Annotated in this window: 17 protein-coding genes; 3 read left to right on the top strand and 14 right to left on the bottom strand. The window is 66.8% G+C overall.

What is annotated here, in order from left to right; translation table 11 throughout:
* The first annotated feature begins 135 nt into the window (after positions 1 to 135).
* Positions 136 to 1,254 carry a hypothetical protein gene (locus IG75_RS0133525; RefSeq protein WP_030525350.1) on the top strand — a complete coding sequence of 373 codons (1,119 nt, stop codon included), beginning with the start codon at positions 136 to 138 and terminating at the stop codon, positions 1,252 to 1,254.
* A gap of 448 nt (positions 1,255 to 1,702) precedes the next feature.
* Here IG75_RS0133525 and IG75_RS0133520 read toward each other — a convergent pair whose 3' ends face one another.
* From IG75_RS0133520 to IG75_RS0133475, 9 genes are all read right to left on the bottom strand, one after another.
* Entirely contained in the window at positions 1,703 to 3,721 is a 2,019-nt protein-coding gene (locus IG75_RS0133520) for a type VII secretion target (RefSeq protein ID WP_051715459.1), read from the bottom strand.
* Between the two features lie 91 nt (positions 3,722 to 3,812).
* Positions 3,813 to 6,377: a hypothetical protein gene (locus IG75_RS0133510; protein ID WP_030525352.1), complete on the bottom strand. Its 2,565-nt coding sequence runs from the start codon at positions 6,375 to 6,377 to the stop codon at positions 3,813 to 3,815.
* 9 nt (positions 6,378 to 6,386) lie between these two features.
* Positions 6,387 to 6,692 (bottom strand): hypothetical protein, encoded by a 306-nt coding sequence (locus IG75_RS0133505; protein ID WP_030525353.1) that lies wholly within the window; start codon positions 6,690 to 6,692, stop codon positions 6,387 to 6,389.
* A 29-nt stretch (positions 6,693 to 6,721) separates the two neighbouring features.
* The gene (locus IG75_RS0133500) at positions 6,722 to 7,090 is read right to left on the bottom strand and encodes a hypothetical protein (RefSeq protein WP_030525354.1); all 369 of its coding nucleotides are present in this window, start codon (positions 7,088 to 7,090) and stop codon (positions 6,722 to 6,724) included.
* A gap of 17 nt (positions 7,091 to 7,107) precedes the next feature.
* On the bottom strand, positions 7,108 to 7,794 hold the full coding sequence (locus tag IG75_RS0133495) for a hypothetical protein (RefSeq protein ID WP_245713449.1): 687 nt from the start codon (positions 7,792 to 7,794) through the stop codon (positions 7,108 to 7,110).
* Positions 7,791 to 8,153: a YbaB/EbfC family nucleoid-associated protein gene (locus IG75_RS0133490; RefSeq protein WP_030525356.1), complete on the bottom strand. Its 363-nt coding sequence runs from the start codon at positions 8,151 to 8,153 to the stop codon at positions 7,791 to 7,793. The genes IG75_RS0133495 and IG75_RS0133490 overlap by 4 nt, the downstream gene beginning before the upstream one ends.
* Positions 8,150 to 9,637 (bottom strand): PPE domain-containing protein, encoded by a 1,488-nt coding sequence (locus tag IG75_RS0133485; protein ID WP_030525357.1) that lies wholly within the window; start codon positions 9,635 to 9,637, stop codon positions 8,150 to 8,152. Before IG75_RS0133485 ends, IG75_RS0133490 begins: the two co-directional genes overlap by 4 nt.
* A gap of 33 nt (positions 9,638 to 9,670) precedes the next feature.
* Complete coding sequence (locus IG75_RS37670) at positions 9,671 to 12,385, bottom strand: hypothetical protein (protein WP_051715456.1); 2,715 nt, start codon at positions 12,383 to 12,385, stop codon at positions 9,671 to 9,673.
* An 8-nt stretch (positions 12,386 to 12,393) separates the two neighbouring features.
* A complete protein-coding gene (locus tag IG75_RS0133475; protein WP_030525359.1) occupies positions 12,394 to 14,628 on the bottom strand; it encodes a hypothetical protein in 2,235 nt (744 codons plus the stop codon).
* A gap of 284 nt (positions 14,629 to 14,912) precedes the next feature.
* Here IG75_RS0133475 and IG75_RS40685 point away from each other — a divergent pair, with 284 nt between their 5' ends.
* Positions 14,913 to 15,041: a hypothetical protein gene (locus IG75_RS40685; RefSeq protein WP_281181665.1), complete on the top strand. Its 129-nt coding sequence runs from the start codon at positions 14,913 to 14,915 to the stop codon at positions 15,039 to 15,041.
* Positions 15,038 to 17,356: a hypothetical protein gene (locus tag IG75_RS0133465; RefSeq protein WP_030525360.1), complete on the top strand. Its 2,319-nt coding sequence runs from the start codon at positions 15,038 to 15,040 to the stop codon at positions 17,354 to 17,356. The genes IG75_RS40685 and IG75_RS0133465 overlap by 4 nt, the downstream gene beginning before the upstream one ends.
* Positions 17,357 to 17,570: 214 nt before the next feature.
* On the opposite strand, the gene IG75_RS37665 is transcribed toward IG75_RS0133465, so the two are convergent.
* From IG75_RS37665 to IG75_RS0133440, 5 genes are all read right to left on the bottom strand, one after another.
* The gene (locus IG75_RS37665) at positions 17,571 to 18,704 is read right to left on the bottom strand and encodes a C40 family peptidase (protein ID WP_156059352.1); all 1,134 of its coding nucleotides are present in this window, start codon (positions 18,702 to 18,704) and stop codon (positions 17,571 to 17,573) included.
* 299 nt (positions 18,705 to 19,003) lie between these two features.
* Positions 19,004 to 19,834, bottom strand: coding sequence for an NlpC/P60 family protein (locus tag IG75_RS0133455; RefSeq protein ID WP_156059355.1), 831 nt, complete (start codon positions 19,832 to 19,834; stop codon positions 19,004 to 19,006).
* Positions 19,835 to 19,841: 7 nt separating this feature from the next.
* Positions 19,842 to 22,367 (bottom strand): ATP-binding protein, encoded by a 2,526-nt coding sequence (locus IG75_RS0133450; protein ID WP_030526066.1) that lies wholly within the window; start codon positions 22,365 to 22,367, stop codon positions 19,842 to 19,844.
* Positions 22,367 to 22,963: a hypothetical protein gene (locus tag IG75_RS39975; protein ID WP_063834231.1), complete on the bottom strand. Its 597-nt coding sequence runs from the start codon at positions 22,961 to 22,963 to the stop codon at positions 22,367 to 22,369. Before IG75_RS39975 ends, IG75_RS0133450 begins: the two co-directional genes overlap by 1 nt.
* Positions 22,960 to 23,220: a hypothetical protein gene (locus IG75_RS0133440; protein ID WP_030525365.1), complete on the bottom strand. Its 261-nt coding sequence runs from the start codon at positions 23,218 to 23,220 to the stop codon at positions 22,960 to 22,962. Before IG75_RS0133440 ends, IG75_RS39975 begins: the two co-directional genes overlap by 4 nt.
* Positions 23,221 to 23,234: the final 14 nt, after the last annotated feature.

The raw sequence follows: 23,234 nt of genomic DNA, 5'->3' as shown, positions 1-23,234 counted from the left end.
GGCAATTTCTCGGCAATCAAGCCTATGTTGTCCGTTCGACTATGCGACAACACGCGGATGAACGGCATTCCTCCTATTCCCATCTCTAGGAAGACAACACAATGAAGAAGACATCACGGGAGGCGACGACAGCGGATGGATACAGCGACAGCAGACGCGGATATCGACACCCCCGGAACGAAACCGGACGATCGGCGGCCGCCCGGCGGCCCCCGGCCGGGTGACCCACGCCCCGGTCAGCCGGTTCCCGGCGCCCCGGAGGACCGGCCGACCACCCTGATGGGCAGAACGGACCCCGCCACCGGCAAGCCCGTCGCGGCGAGCACCGACGGTCCGGCCACCGAGGACGGGTTACTGGTCACCGACCGATCGGGCCCCGCGAAACCACTGCACAAGGTCGAGCTGGTTCGGATGAAGGTGGACTCCGAAACCAACAGTATCGTGAACAATTTCATAGCCGACGCCGAGGATACGATGCAGAAATCGGTGGATGTGCTCGGGTTCGGCCGGTCCGACCCCCCGCCCCCGCCGCGCGGCGGCAGAACGCCGATCAAGGTCCAGGCCGCGAACATGCCGGGCTCGGGTAAGGGCGTCGAGTTGTACAAGCAGCAGGTGTACTCGGCAAGCGCGCGCCAGGATTCGCTTGTCGACATGGACGCGCAGGTGGACGGAACCTCGCAGGTGGTCGCCGCCGAACAGGCACAGACGCTGTTGAAGATCGTGCATATCGAGGGCGACCTGAACGCCGCCTTGCTGACGGTCGCTTCGAAGAAGCTCAGTTCCGCCCAGGCGGCCGCGGTGATGGACCATATCGCCACCGCGGTGGCGAAGGTGAACGAAGTGGTCACGGCCGCCCAGGATGTGAACGTCGGCGCCGCCGGCGGCGGATCCGGTTCGGGTGGATCCGGTTCGGGTGGCTCCGCCGGTGGCGCCGCCGGTGCCGCGGGAGCGGCGGCGGGCGGTCTCGGTTCCATGCTGCCGATGCTGGCCATGCTGCCGATGGCGCTCATGCCCATGCTCGGCCAGCTGCCCGAGCTCCTCGGCCAGAAGGAAGACAAAGACAAGGACGGCGAGGACGAGCCCGAAGGGCAGCCCGCCCCCTCGGCACAGGGCCCGGCCTCCGACCCGACGGCCCCTCTTCCGCCCGCCGGTGCGACGCCCACACCGGGCGAGAATCCAGCACCGAATCCGGGTTCGACCGATCCGCAGAACAATATTCCGTACGGCCCGACAACTCCCAGCAAACAGGTCTAGGGCACATACCGTAGCCGATTCCCCCGGCTGTCCCGGGAACAAGCGCACCCCGATCTTCCATGCGCCGCCGCCGCGTCGACGGCTCGGGCAGCATGCTGCCCACAGTACGGACGACCCCGATCTGGAGGCGGGCGGTACTACAGACCGGCCGACAGTGCACGACCGGCCCACTCATCGGCCCACGTCTCCCGTGGCATCGCCGTACGCCGAATCCGAGGTTCCCGGACGGCCGCGCGGGCGTGTTGAACCGCTGCCTCCGGGCCGGCCGCGACCACCCACCAGTTGAGCAACGACCGGCCGCACCTGCCGTAAAAGGTATCCGGCACGCATTTCGTCAGGGGCGGTCCACCCACACCGAATAGAGCCCGGGGCATCGATACTCGCGCGGCACGGTCTTCCGCAGGCAGACCTTCCTCATGGCACTAACCGGAGGTCTGCCATCGGGATCTCAGAACGAGGAGTCCCGCGTCTCGGGCGGCGGTGTCACCGACGGCGGCAGCACGCCGCGCGGTGGACCACCGGTTTCGGGAGCGGCGACCGCGCCGTTCGGCGGACCGCTCGCACTCGGTGGCGCCGACTCCGTGGCGGCGCCGGCCTGTTCCGCCGGGGCCGAAACTCCGGACCCGCCGGCGACCGGCCGCACCACCTGCTCCTCGGTACCCGTGGCCACGGCCGCCGGAGCAGCCACGAACGAGGGATGGGCGAGGATCTCCTGATGCGCGTATACCGCATCTCGGAGGACTTGCCGTTCCGGCTCCTCTGCCAGGAGCGCCACCAGCTCGTTGCAGCGCCGATCCCACACCATGGCCCGCAGTGCGCTCACTTCGTCGTCCACCCGGATGGCGCCGAGATCGACCCGGCCCACATCGAGCCGCTGCGAAACCATCTCCGCGGCAAGGAGATCGTCCGCGTCACGGAGTTCGTCCCACCAGGACGCGGGCACATCCTCGCCGGCCTGCACCTTCGCCAGGATCCGATCCCGGATCGCACGTGAACCGGAGCTGTCGAAATGCTGCGAAACGGAGCGGCCGAGCTGAGCATGAGCGTCCAGCGCGAGTTCTACAACGCGCCTGTGCACCTGGGCGTCCGGCACCGCGGCCACCGATTCCAGCGCCGGCACGGAACCGGTGAGGCCGAGCCGGTCGGTGGTATCGGGGGTGAGCACCCGGAGATCGAGATCGGACCCGGGCTCGACGAGACCCTGCATGGCGACCTCGCTCAGCCGGCTCCGCAGGACGGGGTCGATCGGACCGGAGGAGGCGATCGCGGAAAGGACCGCATTGGCTTTCGCGCCCCAGGCCCGGCCGAATTCGACCAGGGTCCGCGCCGGATCCGAAATCCCCTCCCACGGTGCGGCGACCTCACCGTCGGCACCGAGCAGTTCGTCCCACAGCCACGGTGTCGACACCTGGCGCGGCAGGAACAGACCGGCGGGGAGCCAGCCCCGGCCCTCATTGGAGGTGATGAACAGACCCGCACCGGCGGGACCGCGCAATACCGCCACCGCCCAGGTTATTCCAACCGCCTCGCCGGTAGCGGCCAGAACCGCCCCGAGCAGGGTCTTGGCGATCAGGAGGTCCTCGTTCACCGCATCGCCGACGATGTAGGCGGGCTCGGCTTCCTTGTCCTTCGCCGAGGCCACCGCCGAGTTGAAAGGTGTCGGAGCCCCGGCCACCGGAACGGCGGTCCCGTCCTGTGCGTTCGCGCCGCCGGCCGGGGTCGCGGTCGTACCGCGGTCGTCGCCGGAGCCGGTGCCGGCCCCGAGAGGCCCGCCGACCAGCGCGCCACCGGGCGGAACCGTTCCGGCACCCGCCGGGGCGCCCGGGACCGTATTGCCCGCAGGTGCGGTTCCCGCCCCCGCCGTGTGCTCGGCGGACGGCACCGCGCCGGGCGTTGCGGTGACGCCGCCGGTGGTGGCGCCGCCGGCGGCAACGCCGTTCTGGCCCTGTCCGGGCGGGGCACCGCTCGGGCCCTGTGCGGCACCATTCGCGGCGGCCGCCGGATCCATCTGTCCCGGGGGTGCCGAGGGGCCTGCACCCGTGCCCGCGCCGGGACCGGTGACCACAGGTGCGCCCAGCTGACTGTTCGGAGCTGTCGAATTGGGAGCGAATCCGGCAGTGACCGGATCGCCGAATGTCGCGCCGCGACCGCCGGCATCCTCGCCCGAACGGCCGACGCTCACGGCGGCTTCCGAGTCGGTCCGCTCATAGGCATCGGCGGATTGACGCAGCGAGAGAGCGGTTTGTTCGTGTTCCCTGGCCAGGGCCTCGCCGGCGCGTAGCCGAGCGTCGTAATACCGTTCCAGCGCTTCCTTGACCGGATTGGCGATCTTGCCGTAGGTGGGTTCGAAGTTGGCGAGCCATTCGGATGGCGGCTGAGCCCATTCCCGGGTCTCCGCCGCTACTTGATCGTGCTGAAGTGCCAGCTGACGCAGTACCGCAGGGTCGATATCCAACCATTCCGGCATGCTCGATCAATCCTTTCCCACCAGCGATTCTCCTCATTGTCGATTCTTCCCAACTATGGGGAGATCCTACGGTCGGGCAGAAGCGCTGTTTTCACCGTCGATCACCGGTGGTGACGGTCGACCGCCGCGGGGCCGGTGGGGCCGCCGGCGGCGCCGCGAACAGCGGATGTCCCAGCACTTGGGCGTGCGCGTATACCGAGTCGCGCAGTGTCTGGCGCGATTTCTCCTCCACCAAGAGCAGAACCAGCTCGTTGCAGCGACGTTGAAAAGTGAGGGCGCGCAATATCGACAACTCCGAACCCGAATCTGGATCGGCCGCGCCGGAACGGAGCTCTCCGAGTCCGATTCGACTGGTGTCGGCACGGTGTCCGAGCACGGTCGCGGCAATCAGATCGTCGGCATCCTGGAGTTCCTCCCACCAACTGTCGGCGAACTCTCGGCCGTCGCGCAGCGCGCGCAGGATCCGCAGCCTGATCTCCGGCGCCTCCATCGTGTCCACCGTCGCGAGTCCCGCGCGCTGGACCCGGATATGCGCGTCGACCGCCAGCTCCAGACAGCGCAGCGCGATATCGCGGTCGAGGACCTTGGCCGCGCGGTCGAGCAGGCGGGGCGAGGACGTGATTCCCAGGCGATCCAGCATGCCCGGGGCGGGACTGCGCAGATCCATGGTGTCCGAGGCCGCCACCGACCCGGCCAGCGCCACGGTGCCCAGCCGCCCGCCCAGCACGGGATCCATGGGCTGCGACGAGGCCAGCGCGGACAATTTCGAACCGGACTTCGCACCCCAGGCGATCGCGAACTCCACCAGGATCCGCGCGGGGTCCGCCGTACCTTCCCACCCCGACCCCTCGGATACGGCCCACAGCCACGGCAACGACACTTCGGTGGGCAGGTGGAGCCGGGCAGGCAACCAGCCGCGGCCCTCGTTCGACGTGACGAAAGCGCTGACCCCGCTGGAGTGGCGCAGAATCGCCACTGCCCAGTCCACACCGACGACCCAGGAATCGGCGGCCGCACGAATACCGCCCAGTAGTGTGCGCGCGAGGACCAGGTCCCCGTCGACGCGTTCGCCGACCATGAAGGCCGGTGCGGAAGCCGAGGTCATGGCGGCGCCGACGGCCTCCTGTACGAGATCTCCCGGCCCCCGGGACTTCCCGGCGCCCGGATCGCTGTCCGGCACCGGCACCGGCACCGGCTGTTTTCCGCCGGGCGCCGCGCTGACCCCCTGCTGGGACGCGGAAGCGAGCGATTTACCGGTGGCGCCCGGCCCGCGCTGCGATTCGATCGGTCCCACCGCACTCCGGCCGGCCTGTGCCGATGTCACCGCCGCGGGAGTGGTACCGGCGGGGCCGCTCACCGCCGGACTGCTGGTCGGAGCCACGGTGCCCGCGCCGGTTGTCGCCGGCGCCGTGGTTGTTCCCGCGACCGGCCCCATCGCCGATGGCAGTACCGGCGGCACGGCACCCGGAGGCGCGCTCTCGGCGTCGGACTCCGCCGTGGCGTAGGTACCGGCGGACCGGGCAAGACCCCAGGTCTCCGACGTATCGGTACCGTCGGGGGCCGAGACCTCACGGTCGGGCCGCACGGATTCGTCGGGCTCGCCGCCGGTCTCGGCGCTCGACGATTCGGTGGCTTCGGTGGATTCGTCGACAGCGGCCGTATCGGCGCCGGTCTCGGCACCGTCTCCACTGGTTTCGGCCGGTGGAGCCGCGTTCTGCACCTGGTCCCCCGGCTGTGGCACTCCGGTCCCCCCGGTGGCAGGGTTCGTTGCCACAGGCGCCGGGCCAGTGGTATCGGTCTGCCCGCCCGGCTCCGTGAGCACGGGCGGCATATCCTCGGTGCCCACCGGTGGTTGCACATCGAGGGCGGGCGGCGGCCCGGACACCGTCGGGCCCGGCTGCGGAGGTAGCAGGTCGTCGATCAGATCTATGAGAATCTGCCCGAAATTCGGATCGGGTCGCATAGGCCGGTCGTGGCCGGGAACCCAGGGTCCCTGTTGGAAACCCGGCCCGTGGTGGCGCGGAACGTCGTGGTGCCGGCCGGGCCGGCCGGGGGCTCCGGGTCTGCGAGGTCCGACACCGGGCACGCCGCCACCCTTGCGCCACGGTCCCGGTTGACCGAGAGCGTCGGCGATATCGTCCAGCCGCGGTAGCCCCTGCGGCCCCAGCGAACCCAGTGCGGCGGCGACGATATCGCGCACATCTCCCCGGGCATCATCCAGAATGGCCTCCGTCGCCTGACGATCGGCTTCGGCCTCGGCCGCGTCGCCCTCCTCACCGTCGTCGTTGTTGTCCCCCCGCGTGGCCTGCTCGATCCGTTCGCCGGCATCGGCGACCACGTCGAGAATCTGGTTACGGGTACGCCGGACCACATCGCCGAAGGTATCGAAGGTATCCGCGGCGGCGGAGAGAGCGGCCGCGAACGCCCGGGGATTTTCCTCCAATGCCATGAGCGCCCGCCGGATCTCCGCCAGACCCACCGACTGCTGAACCGTCTGTTCGAACGCGCGCCGTGCCTGCTCCACATCGACCAGGTTCAGGGCCGCGGCACCCTCACGAGCGTTGTCCGCCAAACCGTGCCAGGCCGACGGCGGTATCTGCGGCCAGCGGTCCCCGACGATCCGGTCCCAGTACGGGCTCGTCTGCTCCGGCGCCATCGTGTCCGATCAGACCGCGGCAGAGCGCATGGTCGCCTGGCCGTCGATATCGGCGTTCGACAGTACGGTCGTGCCGTAACCGGTGGCCTCGACGGTGATTCCGGACTGTTCCGTGACATCGGCGGCCGCGGTGGCGAAGGTATCGCGAATCCAGTCCAGCTTGCCGGTCATATCGCGGTCCAGCGGCGAATCGGCTTTCGATTGCATTACCAGCGAATCCACAGTGGTGCCGACATCGTCGGTCATCACCGTGAGCGCCCCGGCGGCATCCCCGACGGTCGCCTTCACCGCGTCGAGGGAGAGGATGTTCACCATGGTCGTGTCCTGTCTGTCCGGTGCGGGGGTCAGGCCGGGCGGAGGCCGAAAGCCTCGTCTTCCATGGTCCGATAGGTGGCCTCGCTCGGCAGGCCGAACGAGTCGATCGTGTAGGAGCGAGCGCCGTTGGACTCCATCTCACGCCGCAGACCGAGGCGCGATTTGGCGTGTGCGAGCGCGGCGACCTTGAGTATCTCCGCACTCAACCAGCTGTCACCGTTGTCCTGCGCCTCGTCGGTGATGTGCAACCCGACGATCTCACCATCCCGGTCGCAGGCCACCCCGACGGTGTGATCGGGGTTGAACACCTCGTGTATCTGTGGGGCGGCCGCGGATTCCGTGGCCGCACCTTCGTCCTGATCGTCTTCGATATCGTCGTAGTCGAAATCGTCGTTCATCTTCTTCTCCTGCGAATCTATCCGGCTGCCCGGTCCAAGGTTTCCGACAGCGCCGACCACGCGGTGTCGCCGATGGTCATCACCAGCCGCAGCGGCCATACCCGCGCTCCCAGGTACATTTCACCGGTGCCGTCGCCGAGCAGGTCCAGATAGTCCGAACCTTCGACATCGGAGTTCATCGATACCGTGGTCACCGGTGGGTTACCGTCGTCCACGCTGACGATCGAACCACCGCCGCCCGGTATGAAGCTCTTGCGGCACCGCGGACTGCTACCGATCGCCACGTCGGCGCTGTTGGTGGTCACGGTGATGTCCGGGTTCAGCAGCAACTGCATCACCCAGGATCGTGCGGCCGCTTCGGGCCGGTCCCCGTTGATCCCGATGACCAGCGACCCGGCCAGGTCGACCACCAGTATCTGGTCGGAGCTGGTGATACCGACGACCACGAGCCGATTGGAGCTGTCCAGCGGAGCCGGCAGATCATCGGCTGCGACCGTGCTCGAATCGGCCCCGATACCGCCGTTGGCGGCCGGATATTTGGTGACGATACCGGTGGAGACATCGACGGAGAAGGCGACGGCCGGGTTCGGCGAGCCGGAACCCAGCGCGGCCAGCCGTGTGAGACCTTCCTCGTGCAGCCAGCCGATGGCATCGGCGGCCGAGACCGAATCGTCCGCCGCCTCCGCGGCCTCGATACCGGTCACCGCACCGCCTCGGCGATACCGGCGGACTCACGACTGTCCACCGCGCCGTCCGCCGCGCTGTTCTCGGTGATCACAGTTTCCATGATCGCCTGGTACTGCCGGGCCGCATCACGGGTGCTCTCCCGGATGGCGGCCATGATCTCGGCCGCCAGTTCCTCACTGGTGAAGCGACCCGCGGTACCCGGCGCGAGGTAGAGGCTGGTGAGCCGCCCCATCGCGTCCACCTCCGGGATGACGGTGCCGCTGGGCGAGGGCCGCCGGGCACGTACATCGTCGATACGCTCCCGCATATCGGCGATACGATGCCGTAATTCGCGGGCCGCGTCCAGCGCGGCCTGCACGTCTGGGTGGATGCTCATGCGTTACCTCCGGAGCGGGTCGGGGCCTGATTGGCCGGCGTCGGGGTCGGCTGAGTGACCGTCGGCGCGATGGTGGGCCGTTCCCCGATGACGGGTTCGGTGTGCGGAGTGTCGTCGACGTACATCAAGCGGTCGGGATGCCAGGCGACCACTCGGTTGCGTTCGTTACCGCTACCGCCGCCGGCACCACCCATCCCCCCGCCCATGGGCGCCCCGCCCATGGGCATCATGGGCATACCGGCACCGGCGCCGCGACCGTAGGCGGTACCGCCCGCGCCTCCGTCGCCCAGCGGCAACCGGGCCGGAGATCCGACGTTGCCACCGCCGACCGCGGCGGCCAACGGCATCGAGGTCGTCGCCGAGAGCACCTGGACATCCGACGCGCTGGGAACCGTGCTTCCGGGCAACGAGGGCGAGAGCGAGGGCGAGCCGCCGGAGGGGCTGCCCAGGGACGGTATCGCGTAATCCCCGAGACCGTAGTCATCGAAGGAATCGTCGTACCAGTCGTCGTCGGAGATGTCATCGGCCTGGTCCAGGCCGTTGCCACCGAGCTGCATCATCTGCATCAGCATCGGCAGCATCTGGGAGAGCGAATCGCTGGAGCCGCCGGAACCGGTTTGCGCCGCAGCGGACGTGCCCTCCGACGAATTCGCGATACTGGTACCGGTTTCCGTGGCGTAAGATCCCGCGGCTTCGCCCGACCGCACGTTCAATTCGTTGTATTCCGCGGTAGCGGCGGCCAACGCGGCTTCGTTCTTCGCGCGCGCCGCGGCCAGCATTCGCTTGCGTGCGGCCAGGATCTCCTCCGGCGTAGGATGTTTGGCCTTGGCGCGGGAGAACGCATTGCCGTAATCCTCGGCCCCCTGCGCCAATTTCTCCATCGCGTCCCCCAAATCGTCCATCCAGCCGCGATACGTGACGAATCGCTGGGCGACCTCTGTTCCCACCGGCGTCCAATTCTGCAGGACCGAACTCGCGCTATCCATATCGGCGGATGCCTGGGTCCGCGAGCTCACGTTGAACAGTCGTACGGAATCGGCGAATCGGTGCGCGGGCTCCGGCCCCGGACCACTGTGCAGCTGCTTGGCGAGGGTCAACGGGTCTCCGGTGACCACGGGCATACTGCTCAGTCCTTCCGGCACCCGGCGGTACCCCACCGGCTCCACGGCCGGGACCGGGTTGGTGACCAGCTCTCCACCCGAAGCGTTGACGCGGCGGGCGCCCTCGTCGTCGGCCACCGAGTACTCGGTCGCCGCCGCACCGATGCGATGGGCGTCACGCTGAATCCTGTTCAGCACCCCGATGGTGGCATTGAACAGCGTCGCGGCCTGCGCGTTGAGCTGCGGAACCGCCTGAGCCGAGATGGGATCGGCCCCCGCGGGCAGCACCCATTCGCGTGGCATCGCGGCTCCGGTGACCCGCGCGAGGTCCGCCGATCGGCCCGCGACGGACACCAGTTCACCGAGATCGACATTCAATGGCATGTCTCATCTCCTCTCACCGTGGCTGCACATCCACTAGACCGGCATCGTGAGCGCCGGTATATCGGCCGTGGTCTGGTCTCCGGATGTCGCTATCGTCTCGCTGTCCTGGCCCTTGTCGCCCGCAGCCTCCACACCCTTCGGGTGCTTGAACCCGGCGAACTCACCGAAGTCACCTTCAGTATCCGACATTTCCGCCTCGAACTGCCGAAGCTCCCCGTTCACTATGGCTTCCACGGTGCCACTCTCCCCTTCACCGAACACGACCAGGATGGCGGTCCGGTATTCCGGGTCTCCGCTCGAACCGGTATCCGGCTCGTTCTTCTTCTCTCCGGTGTCGCCGCCGACGGTGACCATCGCGACGGGCTGGACCTGCCCTTCGCTGCCGGCCTGTGCGGGCACCGGCTCCGCCTGTTGCGACGCTTTCTTCGGCTGCCGGATGATCCAGGTGCCGATATCGCCGGTGGTCAGCTGGAACGGATCGACAGCGGGGCCGATATCCTTCGGGTCCGTAAACGCCCCCGCGGTTCCCTGGTACGCGGCCTGGGCATCGGTACCGCTCTTGTTCGCGAACGCCTTGTCGCATGCCTGCGCCACGGCGAGCGGAATGCGCTGGGTCCCCTTCGGGAAGGCGTACGGCACCAGACCGTCATCCCCGGGCACCCGCTTCGGCACCGCGGTGCCGGGCTGAGTGGAGTTGGCGCCGCTGGGGGCACCGGCCGGGTGGTGCGCGGCGGGCTGGGCCGGGGTCGCGGCGGCATTGTTCGCGGCCGCCTGATTCGACCACGGCGTGGTTCCTACCGGCTGCTGCGCCTGCGGCAAGGTGGGTACGGCGGCCTGGTCGAAACGGGACGAATCGAGATCGTCCATCCGGTCGGACATATTTCGGTCCGCCTCATCTCGCATGGCCCTTTGCTGGGCCATGAGTTGAAACGGCATCAACGTGCTCATGAGACTACCCAGTCCGCCCATCGGGTCGGTGGACCCGAGTTGGGAGGCACCGGGATTGTAGGCGGCCGGGTTGAGGGCGCCCGGGTCGACGGAGCTGGGGGTGATGTCCGAGGGATTTTTCGCCGTACCCGCCAGGTTCTCGGCCTGGTCCCGGAACTTCTCGGTGGCGTCCTTCAGCGCCGAGGTATCCGGAGTGGTGGCATTGCCGGTACCGAGGTTGCCCGGGTCCCAGGGGTTGTTCACCCCGATCTGCGAACTGTCGGGGGTGTAACCCGCGCTGTTCATCCGGCCGGCATAGTTACCGACCGAGTTGGCCAGGTTCTGGGCCGCGGCCGCGTCCTGCGCCGCGGTCGGGTTCTGGATGCCGCCGGCCGCAGCCTGGTTCGCCTGCGCGGCATTCTGGATCTCGTTGGCGAGTTCGGTGAATCCCTGGCCCAGTACGACGAGAACTTCCTTGTCCGAGCCGGTCTGCAGGCGTTCCACCATGAACCTGTTCACGCCGACGATGAGCTTGCCGACGTTCTCTTTGCCGCGCTTGCTGATCTCCTCCACGGTCGGCAGTACATTCAGCACGCTCTGCTGCGTGTCGGTCAGCTTCTTGCCCGTCTCGTTGAGCGAGAGCGATAAGTCTTTATAGGTGGCGCCCCCCTTGGCGCTGAAACCGCTGGGGTTCTGCACCGTTTTCGGCATCGCTGGAATCGGCGTGACCTTCAGGTCTTCCTTCTTCTTCAGATCGCCGAACATCTCATAGGTATCCACCAGCGAATACGCGAACGAATTGGAAGGGCCGCCGTACCACAGGACAATACTGGGATTCAGCCCCTCCGGGCGGAGCAGGAAACCCTGCCCTTTCTGTGGAGACGAGCCCTGCTCGAACGGTGACTGACCCATCAACCCCGCTGTGGCGGCGGGTTGGTAGCCGTCCCACATCAAGGGGACCCGGTTCACCGCTGCGCCCGGCTGATCTCCGCCGGACCCGTCGGAGGACCAGGGCAGGCCGTGCTCATTGAGCATCATGGAGGCGTACGAGCCGAGACCGACCAAGGTGCCCCGGTAGTACTTGCCGAAGTCGTCGACCCTTTTACCCGCGGCCTTGGCTGCCGCTTCGGCTTTTTTGAAGGCGTCGTCCGCCGAGCTCTTCGCACTGTCGAGGTCGCCTCGCTTGGCATTCAGTTCGTTGAACTTGTCGCCCGCTTCGTCGAGACCTTCTTTCGCCTTGTCACGTACCGACTCGGCCGCTTTGACTTTGTCTTTCGCCGCATTCAACGCATCCCGTGCACTGTTCAACTCATCCCGCAGTATGACATTGTTCGGATCGGCTTGCGCCCTGCGCAAGGCATCGTCGTACTGTGTTTGCAGAGGTCCGAGTTCGGCGTTCGCCTGTCTGAGGGCCACCTCGGCCTGGTCCAGATCCGTTCGAGCGGCGGTACGCGCGTTTTCCGCGTTCTGCAGGCTGTCGCGCGCCTCGTCAGCGGTCGCCTTGGTCGAGCTCGCCTCCGTCAGGGCGTCGTCGGCCGCGGTTTTCCCTTTCGCCAGCCTGCTCGCAATGAATCGGTCCGCGCCCGCGCCGGCCGCACCGCCGAGCGCACCGTAGAAGAATGCCTCGGGGGTATCCCCCAAACTGGGGCCTCCGTGGGCGACCGCGTCACCCAATGCCCCGCCCACACCACCGGCGAACGAACCGACGAGAACCTGTTTCCCGATGCCGCCACTGCCGCCCTTCAACGCGTGTTCGAGTCCGTAACTCACACCTACGTCGACCACAAACCCTGCGACACCACTCCAGAAGTCGCTGCCCATTTCGCCTCCTACACAGATACCGTGGCGCCGGCGCCGGTCGGGTCGGCAGGCGCACCGGGAACGGCGGTCGCGGCGGACTCGTCCGCCACCTTCTCGATACCGGGCGGGTGGAAGATACCGACGAATCCGCCGAAATCGCCTGCGTCGTCACGCATCTGCGACAGCTCGGTGACCTTTACCAGCGCCCCGTCGACCACCGCTTCGAGTACGTCCTGGCCGTCGAACTGGACGAGTATGGCGTTCCGCTCCTCCCACACGCCGACATCGCCGGTCACCGACTCGCTCGGATCGATTCGGCGCCCTATCCGTTTCGGGTCGGTCCACTCCGCGGGTGTGCCGGTGTACGCCGCGCGCGCATCGGTGCCCGAGGCGTTACCGAATGCCGCATCCAGCCCACGTGCCACCACCGCGGACACCTCTACGGTCCGGCCGTCGGGGACGGTGTAGACCACGGTGCCCTTGGTGTCGGGAGCGGTCGCGGGCACCGGATTCCCCGGCGGCCGCCCGGAGTCGGGACGAGCCACAGCAGGCCTGGTCTCGCCGTTCGGTGCGGTGGCTGCCGGGCTTCCCGGCTGCTGTGCGGCGGGCACGGCGTTGGCCGCCGGCGCGGGCACGGGCGCGGGCGGCGCGAAGTCCTCGGGCCGTTCCCGCCCATCCCGGTGGTCCTTCTCCGGTTCCGTCCCGGCCCCTGGACGGTTGCGACCCAGGAAGGCCTGCATCATCTGGGGGAGCATCATAGATTTCAGTGCTGATCCCATGTCGTTCCCGGCGGCGGACACTGCGGGTACCGGTGCGGGGGCCACCGACGAGGCATCGGGTGTGGTGGTTGCCGTGCCGAGCCCATCGGCGGCACCGCCCACAGGATCATCGGTGACCTTACGGTCGGAGCCGGACCCCGAACCGGTGTCACCGGTGAGATCCCAGGGGGTGGGCGCGGGAACCGTGGATGGGCGCGGCTGGGTGGTCGGCATGATCCGGTTGCCGGCGGCGGCCGCGGCGTCATAGTAGGGATCGTTGCCGTTGTTCGTGGGGGTGGTCGCTGTGGACCCGGGATTCTGTCCGCTCCGGCTCTGCTCGTCGGTCGGCTTCGCGGACTCGGTTCTCGCCCCGAGCGCCTCGAAAGCGTCCGCGTACCACGACAGTATTGTCGCAGCACTCCCGTAAGCGGCGTCGACGAGCACCATCGCGTATACGTCCTCGCTCGGCGGGCCGGCGCCCAAACTGGCCGGCTCGATCCGGAACACCGGTTGACCGGTGTATTCGCTCGTTTTTTGTGAGTAGTCGGAGAACAGTACGCCGATACGCTTCATATCTCGCGGGTCCAGTCCGGCAAACCCCGTGAGCGCCTTCACCGCCTGGGCGAAATCCCCGCGGCCTGCCGCGCACAGCCGGCTGGTCTGTTCGCTCGCCTCCTCGACCTTCGCCGCCTTGGACCGCAATTCCGCCAGTCGGCTCCGCATCTTCTCGACCTTCTGCGGATAGTTCGCGATCCCGGCCTTCTCTTCCCCGGAGATGTCACCGACCACCAGTTCCTTCGGCGGGTCGAGTTTGCCCGGTTTCTCCCCGAAGCTGTTCCAGTAGCCCGCGTAGGCGGTGGGCAGGGTGCGATAGTTCTTCTCGACCGGCGCGGTCAGTTCCAATTCCTTCGGCAAGCGAGCCGGATCGGGCATCATGATATGGGGCATCTTGTCCGGGATGGCGGAAAGCTCCTCCTCACTGATATCTATCAGTGGAATGTCGGGATACCCCATGTACTTGTACCATTTATTCCGGATATCGTCCGGAGCATTCTCGATCACGCCCATGTAATACGGAGTGAATGCCGTATTCAACAAACCCACATAGGTCTTCCACGGTGACAGGTGCGCGCCCCCGAGTAGCTCGGGAATTCGTTTGGCGAACAACCCCGATCGCTGGAACGCGATCTTTTCCGCACCGGCGCCCATCCCCCGGGCTATATCCAGCGAATGCCCCTGGCGGAGCAACCCACCCACGATTCCTTTGGCCGGGGCCCTCAACGCGACGCCACCCAGGCCGCCGACCAGCCCACCCGCGACACCGAGACCGGCTCCCATCAGGATGTTCTCGTCTTTGAAACCAGCGGCGACCCCGCCGGCAATACCTCCGGCCACCGCTGCCCCGAGGGGCCCGCCGACTGCGAACCCGGCCACGCTCACGGCGCCTACCGCGATATCGGCACCGTGTTCGCTGAAGAAGTCACCTACTCCGTCCCAGAGAGCCACGGCCTCACCTGCCGAGGGCGGGGACGCTCGGTGTCGGCGTCATGCGGTAGACATCCGCGCTGCGGCCAGGCACTGCGGACCGGCCGAACCGAAATCGCAGACACCGGCAGCCGACCATGCGCGCCTCTCCTTCCTGACAGACCCCATTGTCGGGGATTCCCACCGGGGGGAAGCGGTGACCTGGTACGACACGTCATCATCGAGTCAGCGACTCGTAAACTGATGTGCACCAGGATGCCCTCTTTCCAACGAGGCCCGGATTCAGGCGCAGGAGGAACAACCGGATGAACCTGCGTGTTTCCCGGTCGGCGATCGGCCCCCGGGAACTACTCGTGCGACAATTCCGCCGTATCGCCGGCCATCTCTCCACCACCGGTGGATCTCATCGGTATCCGGTGGTGAGTGCCGTATGACGGCGCCGACCCGGCCTTTCCGGCATACTCGCGAACTCCGATGTCGCCGCGCCGACGACATCGGCTGGGACCCCGTGCGGTACTACCCCGATACCCTTGTCCGGAAGGCCCGGGACTGGCTCGCCGAGCATCCGTGGCATCGGCGAACACTATGGGTCCTGGGTATCCTCTTTCTCTTCGTCGTATTTCCGGGAATAGTCGGTGTGGTAGCGACTGCCCAGGTCAGCAGTGGTGTATCGCAGATCGACGGCCTGGGCTGGATGAACATCACCGACTCCAACGGCGTACCGCTGTCGAGTTACACCTTCGCCTCGAACAAAGGCAGTCTGATCAATCCCGGCTACACCGTGCTGTGGACGCTGCTCGGCCTCGAGTTCGTCGGCTATATGGCCATCGTGACCACAGCCATCTGGATCGTCGGTTTCACTTTCGGTTTCACCTGGCTCGATATGTTCGCCAACGCGCTGAACGGTGTCGCCGCCGCGCTGTCCCATCAGATCGCCACCCCGATGATGCTGGTCACCGCCGCGACGATCGGCACTTTCTTCGTGGCCTGGTTCATCGTCCGTGGTTTTCCCAGCAAAGCCACCATGCAGGTGATCACCATGCTGGGTGTCGCGATCATCGGTCCGGTCTTCCTCGCCGAGCCCCTTGCCGATGTCCTGTCCTCCGACGGCCTGCTCACCCAGGGCAGGGATGTGGGCATCTCGGTCGCGGCCGGGCTCACCGGTGACAGCAGCCCCAATCCGGTCCTGCTGGTGAAAACCATGCAGGAAGACCTGGCGGACAATTTCGCCCGGAAACCCGTACAGGTGTGGAACTTCGGCGAGGTTGTCGACAACTACGCGGCCTGCGAGTCGGCGTGGTCCTCGGGCGTGCTCTCGGGCAAGGACGACAATATTCTCAAGGGAATCAAGCAATGCGGTAACGGCTCCGCGTATTCCCGGGCCGATAATCCGTCGATGGGCCAGGTCGGTACCGGAATCATCCTGCTGGTGTGCGCGACGCTGTTGCTCGCCTTCGCTGTCTATCTCGGGCTGAAGGTCATGAAGGCAGCCATGAACACGATCTACCACGGCTTCATGTCCATATTCGGTTTCGCGGCAGGCGGTTTCATCTACGGTCCGACGCAGACCTTCCTGGTGCGCAATATCGTCGACGGACTGATCGCCGCCGCCCGTATGACCGTGTTCACGATCTTTCTCGGTGTCTACATCCTGTTCATGAGCAACCTCTTCGACCAGGCGCGGGGGCAGGTGATGTCGGTCATCGTCATCGCCTGTGTCGTGGAGATCGTGGCCATCTCGCAGATCCGGCGGCTCAACCGGAGCCTGTCCCGCGGCAACGACTGGGTCGCGAACCGGTTCTCCCTGGCTATCCAGGGCAGTCAGTCCGGCTCGGGGGGCGGCGGTGGTACCGCGCTCGGGATGGGTATGGGCGGCGGGGGCGGTGGTGGCGGGGGCGGTGGCGGATCGCTGAGCGGCCTCGCCGCAATGGCCGCCTTGAACACTGTCAACAGTTCGCCCGTCACCGCGTGGCTGATGGCCGCCACACCGAGCCCCTTCAGCCCGTTGGCGCGGGGTAGGAAGCGCTCCGACCTGGCGAATATGATCACTGCGGAATCCCGGATGGATACCTACCAATGGGGCGACTATGCCCGGGCGAACTGGCTGCTCAAGGCGAAAACCCGAGCGGACAAGGTCGGCGGTATGGGGACCGCCCCCGGTATCGCCAACGCACTGGACGGCCTCGGTGACAACCGGGTCCCGGACGGTAATATGGCTTCGGCGCTGATAGCCTCCGGCGGACCGGATGTCATGGTGTCCCATGCGCTTCGCGCGGCAGCGGCCCAGAAGTCCAGTATGTCGTCGAACCCCTTCGGCTGGGGTCCGCTACAGAAAGCCCTCGCTGCCTCCCGGGCGATCGAGAATCACATGCGGCCGACCGATCCGATCGAGTTGCGCAACGCATTCGCTTCGCAGGCGGTCGTCGCGGCGGACAACTTCGCCCGGCACACCAGCGCACCCCCGCCCGGTGCGGTGGTCAACCATGGGTTCGTGAACCGGGTCCGGCAGCACTGGGATTCCGACGTCGCGCTGCGCGCGGCCATCACCCCGGACGAATGGAACGCGGTCGGCCGAGGCACCCGCTGGACTATTGCCACCGAGGTGACGACAGCTTTCCAGCAGGCCACGCACGCCTACGAGGCCAACCCGACGGAAATGAACCGCCGGAGAGTCATGCAGTGGTCGCACCGGCTCGCGAACCTGGACCACATGGACCCGGAATCGGGCCTCGATCCCTGGGATCCGTAAAGACGGTCTGCGGGGGCGGGTTTCCCACGCCCGCCCCGCAGCTTCCGGTAACGCCTGCACGATGCGATCACCGGGGCCGGATCGAATGCGGTCGGTCGCCGTCCTCACTGGATCGTCGCCGGCGATGCGGGGCCCGAGCGCAGGGCGTGCCCGGGATTCGTAATCGGTCGCGAAGGGGCCCGGTGGATCCGACCACCGGGCCGCGCCCTCGTGCTCAGGCGAAGCGGCGGGCCTCGTAGCTGCGTGGGAGGCTCGTGATCTTCACGTTTTCACCGGATCTCGGCGCATGGACCACCTGCCCGTTACCGATATACATCATCACGTGACCCATCTGACCGTTCTTCATGCTGGTCGACGGGAAGATCAGGTCACCGGGTTGGATATCGCCGGGATTCACCGCGGGCAGTTGCCGGTATTGATCATTGGCCACCCGCGGGATGTTCACGCCCGCCTGCCTGGCGGCGTATTGGGTGAGACCCGAACAGTCGAAACTGTTCGGCCCCTCCGCACCCCACACATAGGGGTCACCGATCTGGGCGAGTGCGGTCTTGGCCGCGAATTGCGCACGATCCGAACCACCTTGGACGGTTGCGGCCGCCGCGGTGAACTTGACTCCCCCGGGCAACGGCTTACCGATGATGTTGTACAGGTACTGGTTGGTGAGCTGATTTATCGCCGAGGCCGTGTCACCGTTGTTGGCCGTACCCCCGGAAACGATCTTGTGCGCGGTCTGCAGCGCCGCGGTCAGGATCTGGCGGACCTTCTGCTGCCCCTCTTTCGTATAGGCCATCGGTCCCAGCTCGGCCAGCGCGTCATTCGTCATCTTCAGCAGGCGCCGCACCGCGTTCTGGTCGACCTTGTTCGAGGTTCCGAGCGTGTTGAGGTAGTTGACGAACTGCGTGTCCAGGTTGTTGAAGGCGGCGGCGCGATTGGCCTGGAACAACCGCTTGGCCTTGACCATCTGCGGACCGTCACCACTGCCCTCGTCCGAACCGGTGACCTTCTCCCGCAGTTTCTTCGTTCCGGGGTCGCTCGGCTCCCCTTCACCGTAGACGGACTCCAGGGCCTTCAGCGCCTTCATGGCCTCCTGGGACTCCGGATCCATCGCCGTGCCGCCGGCCGCGGTGGGAGCCGCACCGGTGCCGGAACCACCACCGAGTAGACCCGTCAGCGCCGAACCGATCATCGGCAGCAGAGCAGCGCCGGCCATCATCGCCATGGGCGCCATCCGGGCCACGGTCTCCGGGTCGACCAGTGATTCGGGTTCCGGCCGGTCCTCGGCCCGGGCGGGCGCAGGGGCCGGCGCGGCCACCGGCGGCGGCGCCTGAGCGGTAGTGGTCGCGGACAAGGGCGCCGGGGCAGCGGGCGGCGTGGCCGGAGGAGTAGATACCGCCGCACCGGGCGCGGGCGCGGGAGCCGGAGTCGAGGGTGGCGCAGACGTGGAACCAGCTGCCGGAGGCGCGGTTCCGTTCGGAGGCTGGGCGCCGGGCGGTGGCGTGGGCGCCGTCGGCGCCGAGCCGTTCCTTCCGCCACCCCCGGTTCGACGCTCACCGGGTTTCCCCGGCTCCCCCGGTTGGGTGTCCCCGCCGTCCCGTTCCTCGCCGACGAGATCGATCTCTATCGAATAAGGACCGATTTCCGCACTGGTCACGCGGCATCCCCCAATACCCGTTTGATCTGTACCTCGGCGTCCTCGGGAAGGCGGAGACGCACGAACCTACCGCTGTCCACCGTCACCAGCTCTCCCTGCCCGAGCGCGATGCCGACCCGGGTCGCGCGGCGGTCGATGTACTCCCAGAACACCAGGTCCCCGGGAGAGGCGGCCTTCGGGTCGACCAGCTGCCCGCAGTAACCCTGTTCGCCGACCGTTGCCGGCAATATCACGGACGCCACGACTTTGGTGGGGTCACCGCAGTTCTCCACCAGGACCGGCGCCGGCGCCCGGGTCGGGGCGCACTGTCCGGTCGATCCGGCGATCGAGGCACTGTAGATCACATCGCGCGCGTAGTCGGCCATTGCCGGTGTACCCCCCGCTTCCGGATAGCGCAGCGCCAGATCGGCAGCGCATGAGACAGCAGGGCCGGTATTGATCTCCTGCCACGGCTCGTCCTGTATCGGCGCCGTCTTCATAGCCGACGCGCAGGCCAGATCTCGATCGGTGACGTTCGGATCGGCGGGGTCGAAAGTCAACTCCGCATAGGGGTTCTTCTCCGGCCGCTGCTGCCGCGCGACCGCATCCGGAACCGGCGTGCTGGTCGTGGTGGCGGTGGCCGACGTCGACGCACCCGGCTCCGGCCCCAGCGCGATATCGCACTGCGACTCGTAGTGTCTCTTACCCACCGACATCATCTCCCCGAGTGGCACCCCAACGGCCGAGAGCGCGCCACCACAACAGCAGATCAACAGGACAGCGACCACGATGACCACCCGCATCGGCCCCTTGTAGCCGTCCGAACTCGATCCGCCTGCCATCGTCACGCCCCGGTCACCGCACCGCCTCCGGCTCTCGCCGCTCGGTCTTCGCAACGACGGTCGGGGTACTGGTGATGGCTTCGGCCCTGTCCGCACGGGCCGGGCCGAGTACTTTGCCGCGTCCGATCCGGCTCAACGCATCGCGCATGAACATCTCACCCCGGCGCTCCTCGGGGACCTGTCGTCCCGCGCCCACCGGTGGCGAGGTCTCCTCGCGCAGCGCCTGGAGCAGGAACGGCGCCTCCTCCAGATCGACCCCCAGCCATTCCAGACTGTTACGTGCCAGTGTCTCGTCGCGCTGACGGAAGACGAAGCGGTTGGGGATCAGGTTGTGCGCGGCGCCCTGGAAGTCGGTGGCCGGATCGTGCGACGCGAGGCCGATGGCGGCCAGGTGTTTACGTCCGTCACGGCTGAAATCGGAGGTCACCGCGGAACCCACTTGGGTCTGGGTGAAATGGTGCGCCTCATCACCGACCAGCAGACCGAACCGGCCGTTGTCGGAGAGGAAGGCCTCCCGGGCGGTCACCCCTACCAATTCGTACAGCGCGGTGCCCAGCCGCTTGGTGAGCGGCAACCGGTTGTACAGATGGGGGGTGGTGAGTTCCTCGGCGGTGGGTAGCGCGAGCCGGTGGCTGCGGACCACCGTGGCCGCGGCGTCCAGCCGGATCGGCGCCAGACCGGGGTCGAACAGTACCGGGACCCGTTCCACGATGGTTCCCAGCCGAGAGGCGAGGTCGGAGTACTCTTCGAGCGATCCCGGTTCGTCGCGCAGCCGGCAGACCACCCGGAACAGGTCCAGCAAGCTGGTGATCTTGTGTTCTTCGACCCCACGCGGTGACAGCAGATTGCTGATGACCGCGCCGGTACCCGAGGTCGGTGAGAGGTCCAGCAGCGGCAGCACGGAGTCCAGCGCGCGTTCCCCGGCCACCCGCGGATCGAACAGACGTAGCGGATCCAGCGATACTGTGGGATTTGCCAGGTCGATGACCACGGCATCGTCGATCGCGGACGCGAAGTGCTCCCATTCCCCGACCTGGCTGCGGTCGATGGCGAGGAACTGTCCACCCATATCGTGAACGAGGACGGCCATCAGCTTCAGGAAATACGATTTACCCGAGCCGAGTTCGCCGGTCACCGCGAAGGAGGCGGACAGATCGTGCAGCGCCGCCTCCATGATTCCGAAATGGATCGGCTCGAAATGCCCGGAGAGCAGATTGATCCCGATGACCGGACCGCTGTCGTCACCGATCTGACTCGTGGTGAACGGTACGAAGCCCGCCCACATATCCGAGGGCACGATATGGGCGAAATCGTCGAAGGCCCGCCGCGGCGGGCTACCCGGCACCAGCAGCGACCAGAGATCCACCTGCGCGCCTACCGGCGCGGTCATTTCCACCTGGAAACGCTTGTACCGGCGCCGTAGAGTATTGACCGCGTCCATGGTCTCGTCCCGGGAAGGGCCTCCGATGGCGATGACCGTGGTGAAGGAGACCTCCGATTCGCCGCCGTTCACCTCGAAATGCTGGTTGTACTCGCTCAGCATCTGCGCCTTGGACATCAATGTGTTCTGCGCGAAGGAGATCTCCTGGTCGCGCTGGTCCATCTGTTCGCCGAGCCGCCGTAGGTTGATCTCGTTGGCCTTCAATACCTGGTCGGCGGGTTTGGTGGAGATCCGCATCCCCCAGTCGACGGTGACATCGCCGAGGCCGTCGATCACGTTGAGGAATTCGCTGCCCCCGGGGAACATCATGCCCGCGTACGGAAACGAACGCGGGGTGAGCATGGCCTGATAGGACGGACGATAGCCGGTGTCCGGCTGTACCACCTTGATCACCGGGACGAAGGAGGGGCGTAGCCGGCGTTGTGAATCGGCTCGGGCGCCCTCGTCCAGCGCCGCGGATTTGAACACCGCCGCGGTCGCGTCGTCCAGGGCGCCGGCGCGGGTGGGGGCCACCGGATCACCCACCGCGCCGCGGGCCAGATAGTGCTCCCACAACCACTGGAACATCGCCGCCGGCACGGGCACCGGATCGAAGTCGCCACCGATGCGGGACAGGATCTCGTTCGCCTCGCTCTCGTAGGCGTCCAGTTCGGCCCGCGAGATGGCGGTGGCATCGATCGTGGTGGTACTACCCCGCCACATCCGTGAGAGCGCGGAGATACCACTGGTGTTGGCAGTGCCCACCGGGATCGAGAGCAGGAAGATCCGGGTCTGCGGGGCGATGGCGCGAACCCGTTCGTAGGAGGCGAACACCTCGTCGGCGTAATCGGCGCATTCGTCGAGATCCACGCCTTCGACCATTTTGCTCAATACATCGATGGTGTTCTGCCGGGCCTGGATACCGAGCAGCAGCGACCCGTTCGGCAGGTTGTTGACCAGGGAGTGATGAGCCAGTTTGACATCGAATTTATCGCTGGCCTTACGCAATCCGTAGCCGAGCGGAGTGATGAAATAGTTCGCTGTGACAAGCCCGGTATGGGTGAACTGTAGATGCCCGCGAATCGCGGCCGTGGGTTGTAGATCCCGGTTGAACCCCATCAGCGTCCCTCTCCGCTCTTCGGTCGCCCCCCGTTACCGCCTATCATCGTCCGCCAATTCGAGGGGGTACCGGACGCGGTGGCAGGTTCGACCACCTCCACCGGTCGCAGGAAACGGTTCGTCCCCAGCATTTCCAGGATCTGACCGCCGCGGGCTGCGTTGCGCTTGCCGCGTTCCCTCGCCGACATGGAGGCGGCCGGTTCGTGCGGCAGGATCGCCACCACCGTCTCCTCGACGAACATGGTGATCCGAGCCGATTCCGGAGTGACCGGCATACCGGAGGCGAGCGCGGGTTTCGGGTAGAGAACGAGCCGGCCGAACCATACGATCCTGGACAACAGCCGTACTCCCGTATAAGGGATCAGGCCCAGCCCGAACCCGATCACTACGGTCAGCGCCACACCGACCAGGAAGGTGATCGCCGGATTCACCGGCAGGGTCATCGCACCGAGTCCCGTGAGAATCAACCCCACGGCCACCCCCGCCACCTGCGGCAGGGTATAGGGCCCGAACGGCAGCTTCTGGCCGTTCTGGGCCTTGCCGATCATGGTGGGGACACGTTTTACCGGCGTGAAGACCTTGATCACCTGGGTCACCTATAACCACCCACGGGGTGGTCCGGCACGATCATGTTGGCGTCACCGCGCGCGTAGTTCACCAGGGTCGGCAACATCCAGAACAACACCGCGGCCAGAATCGCCGAACCGGCCACTCCGAGGATCTTCGCCGGGGACAATTTGGATTTCGCGGCCTCCGAGATCATCACGCCCATCGAAACGATGGTGATCAGGATCAGGCCCGCCCAGCGGACGAAGACGAGAATTCCGTACAGGATATTGGATATGTTGCCCATGTGTTCGTCGCCTC

Origin of the sequence: Nocardia rhamnosiphila NBRC 108938 (assembly GCF_000720425.1) — a bacterium.
Taxonomy (GTDB): Bacteria; Actinomycetota; Actinomycetes; order Mycobacteriales; family Mycobacteriaceae; genus Nocardia; species Nocardia rhamnosiphila.
This window is presented reverse-complemented; position numbering and strand designations above follow the sequence as displayed.

Coding starts and splice junctions, on each gene's coding strand:
- IG75_RS0133485 (WP_030525357.1), bottom strand. CDS start 9,637: ATGCCATTGAATGTCGATCTCGGTGAACTGGTGTCCGTCGCGGGCCGA.
- IG75_RS0133440 (WP_030525365.1), bottom strand. CDS start 23,220: ATGGGCAACATATCCAATATCCTGTACGGAATTCTCGTCTTCGTCCGC.
- IG75_RS0133490 (WP_030525356.1), bottom strand. CDS start 8,153: ATGAGCATCCACCCAGACGTGCAGGCCGCGCTGGACGCGGCCCGCGAA.
- IG75_RS0133450 (WP_030526066.1), bottom strand. CDS start 22,367: ATGGGGTTCAACCGGGATCTACAACCCACGGCCGCGATTCGCGGGCAT.
- IG75_RS0133510 (WP_030525352.1), bottom strand. CDS start 6,377: ATGGCGCCGGAGCAGACGAGCCCGTACTGGGACCGGATCGTCGGGGAC.
- IG75_RS0133505 (WP_030525353.1), bottom strand. CDS start 6,692: ATGGTGAACATCCTCTCCCTCGACGCGGTGAAGGCGACCGTCGGGGAT.
- IG75_RS0133525 (WP_030525350.1), top strand. CDS start 136: ATGGATACAGCGACAGCAGACGCGGATATCGACACCCCCGGAACGAAA.
- IG75_RS40685 (WP_281181665.1), top strand. CDS start 14,913: ATGAACCTGCGTGTTTCCCGGTCGGCGATCGGCCCCCGGGAACTACTC.
- IG75_RS0133520 (WP_051715459.1), bottom strand. CDS start 3,721: ATGCCGGAATGGTTGGATATCGACCCTGCGGTACTGCGTCAGCTGGCA.
- IG75_RS0133465 (WP_030525360.1), top strand. CDS start 15,038: ATGACGGCGCCGACCCGGCCTTTCCGGCATACTCGCGAACTCCGATGT.
- IG75_RS0133500 (WP_030525354.1), bottom strand. CDS start 7,090: ATGAACGACGATTTCGACTACGACGATATCGAAGACGATCAGGACGAA.
- IG75_RS37670 (WP_051715456.1), bottom strand. CDS start 12,385: ATGGGCAGCGACTTCTGGAGTGGTGTCGCAGGGTTTGTGGTCGACGTA.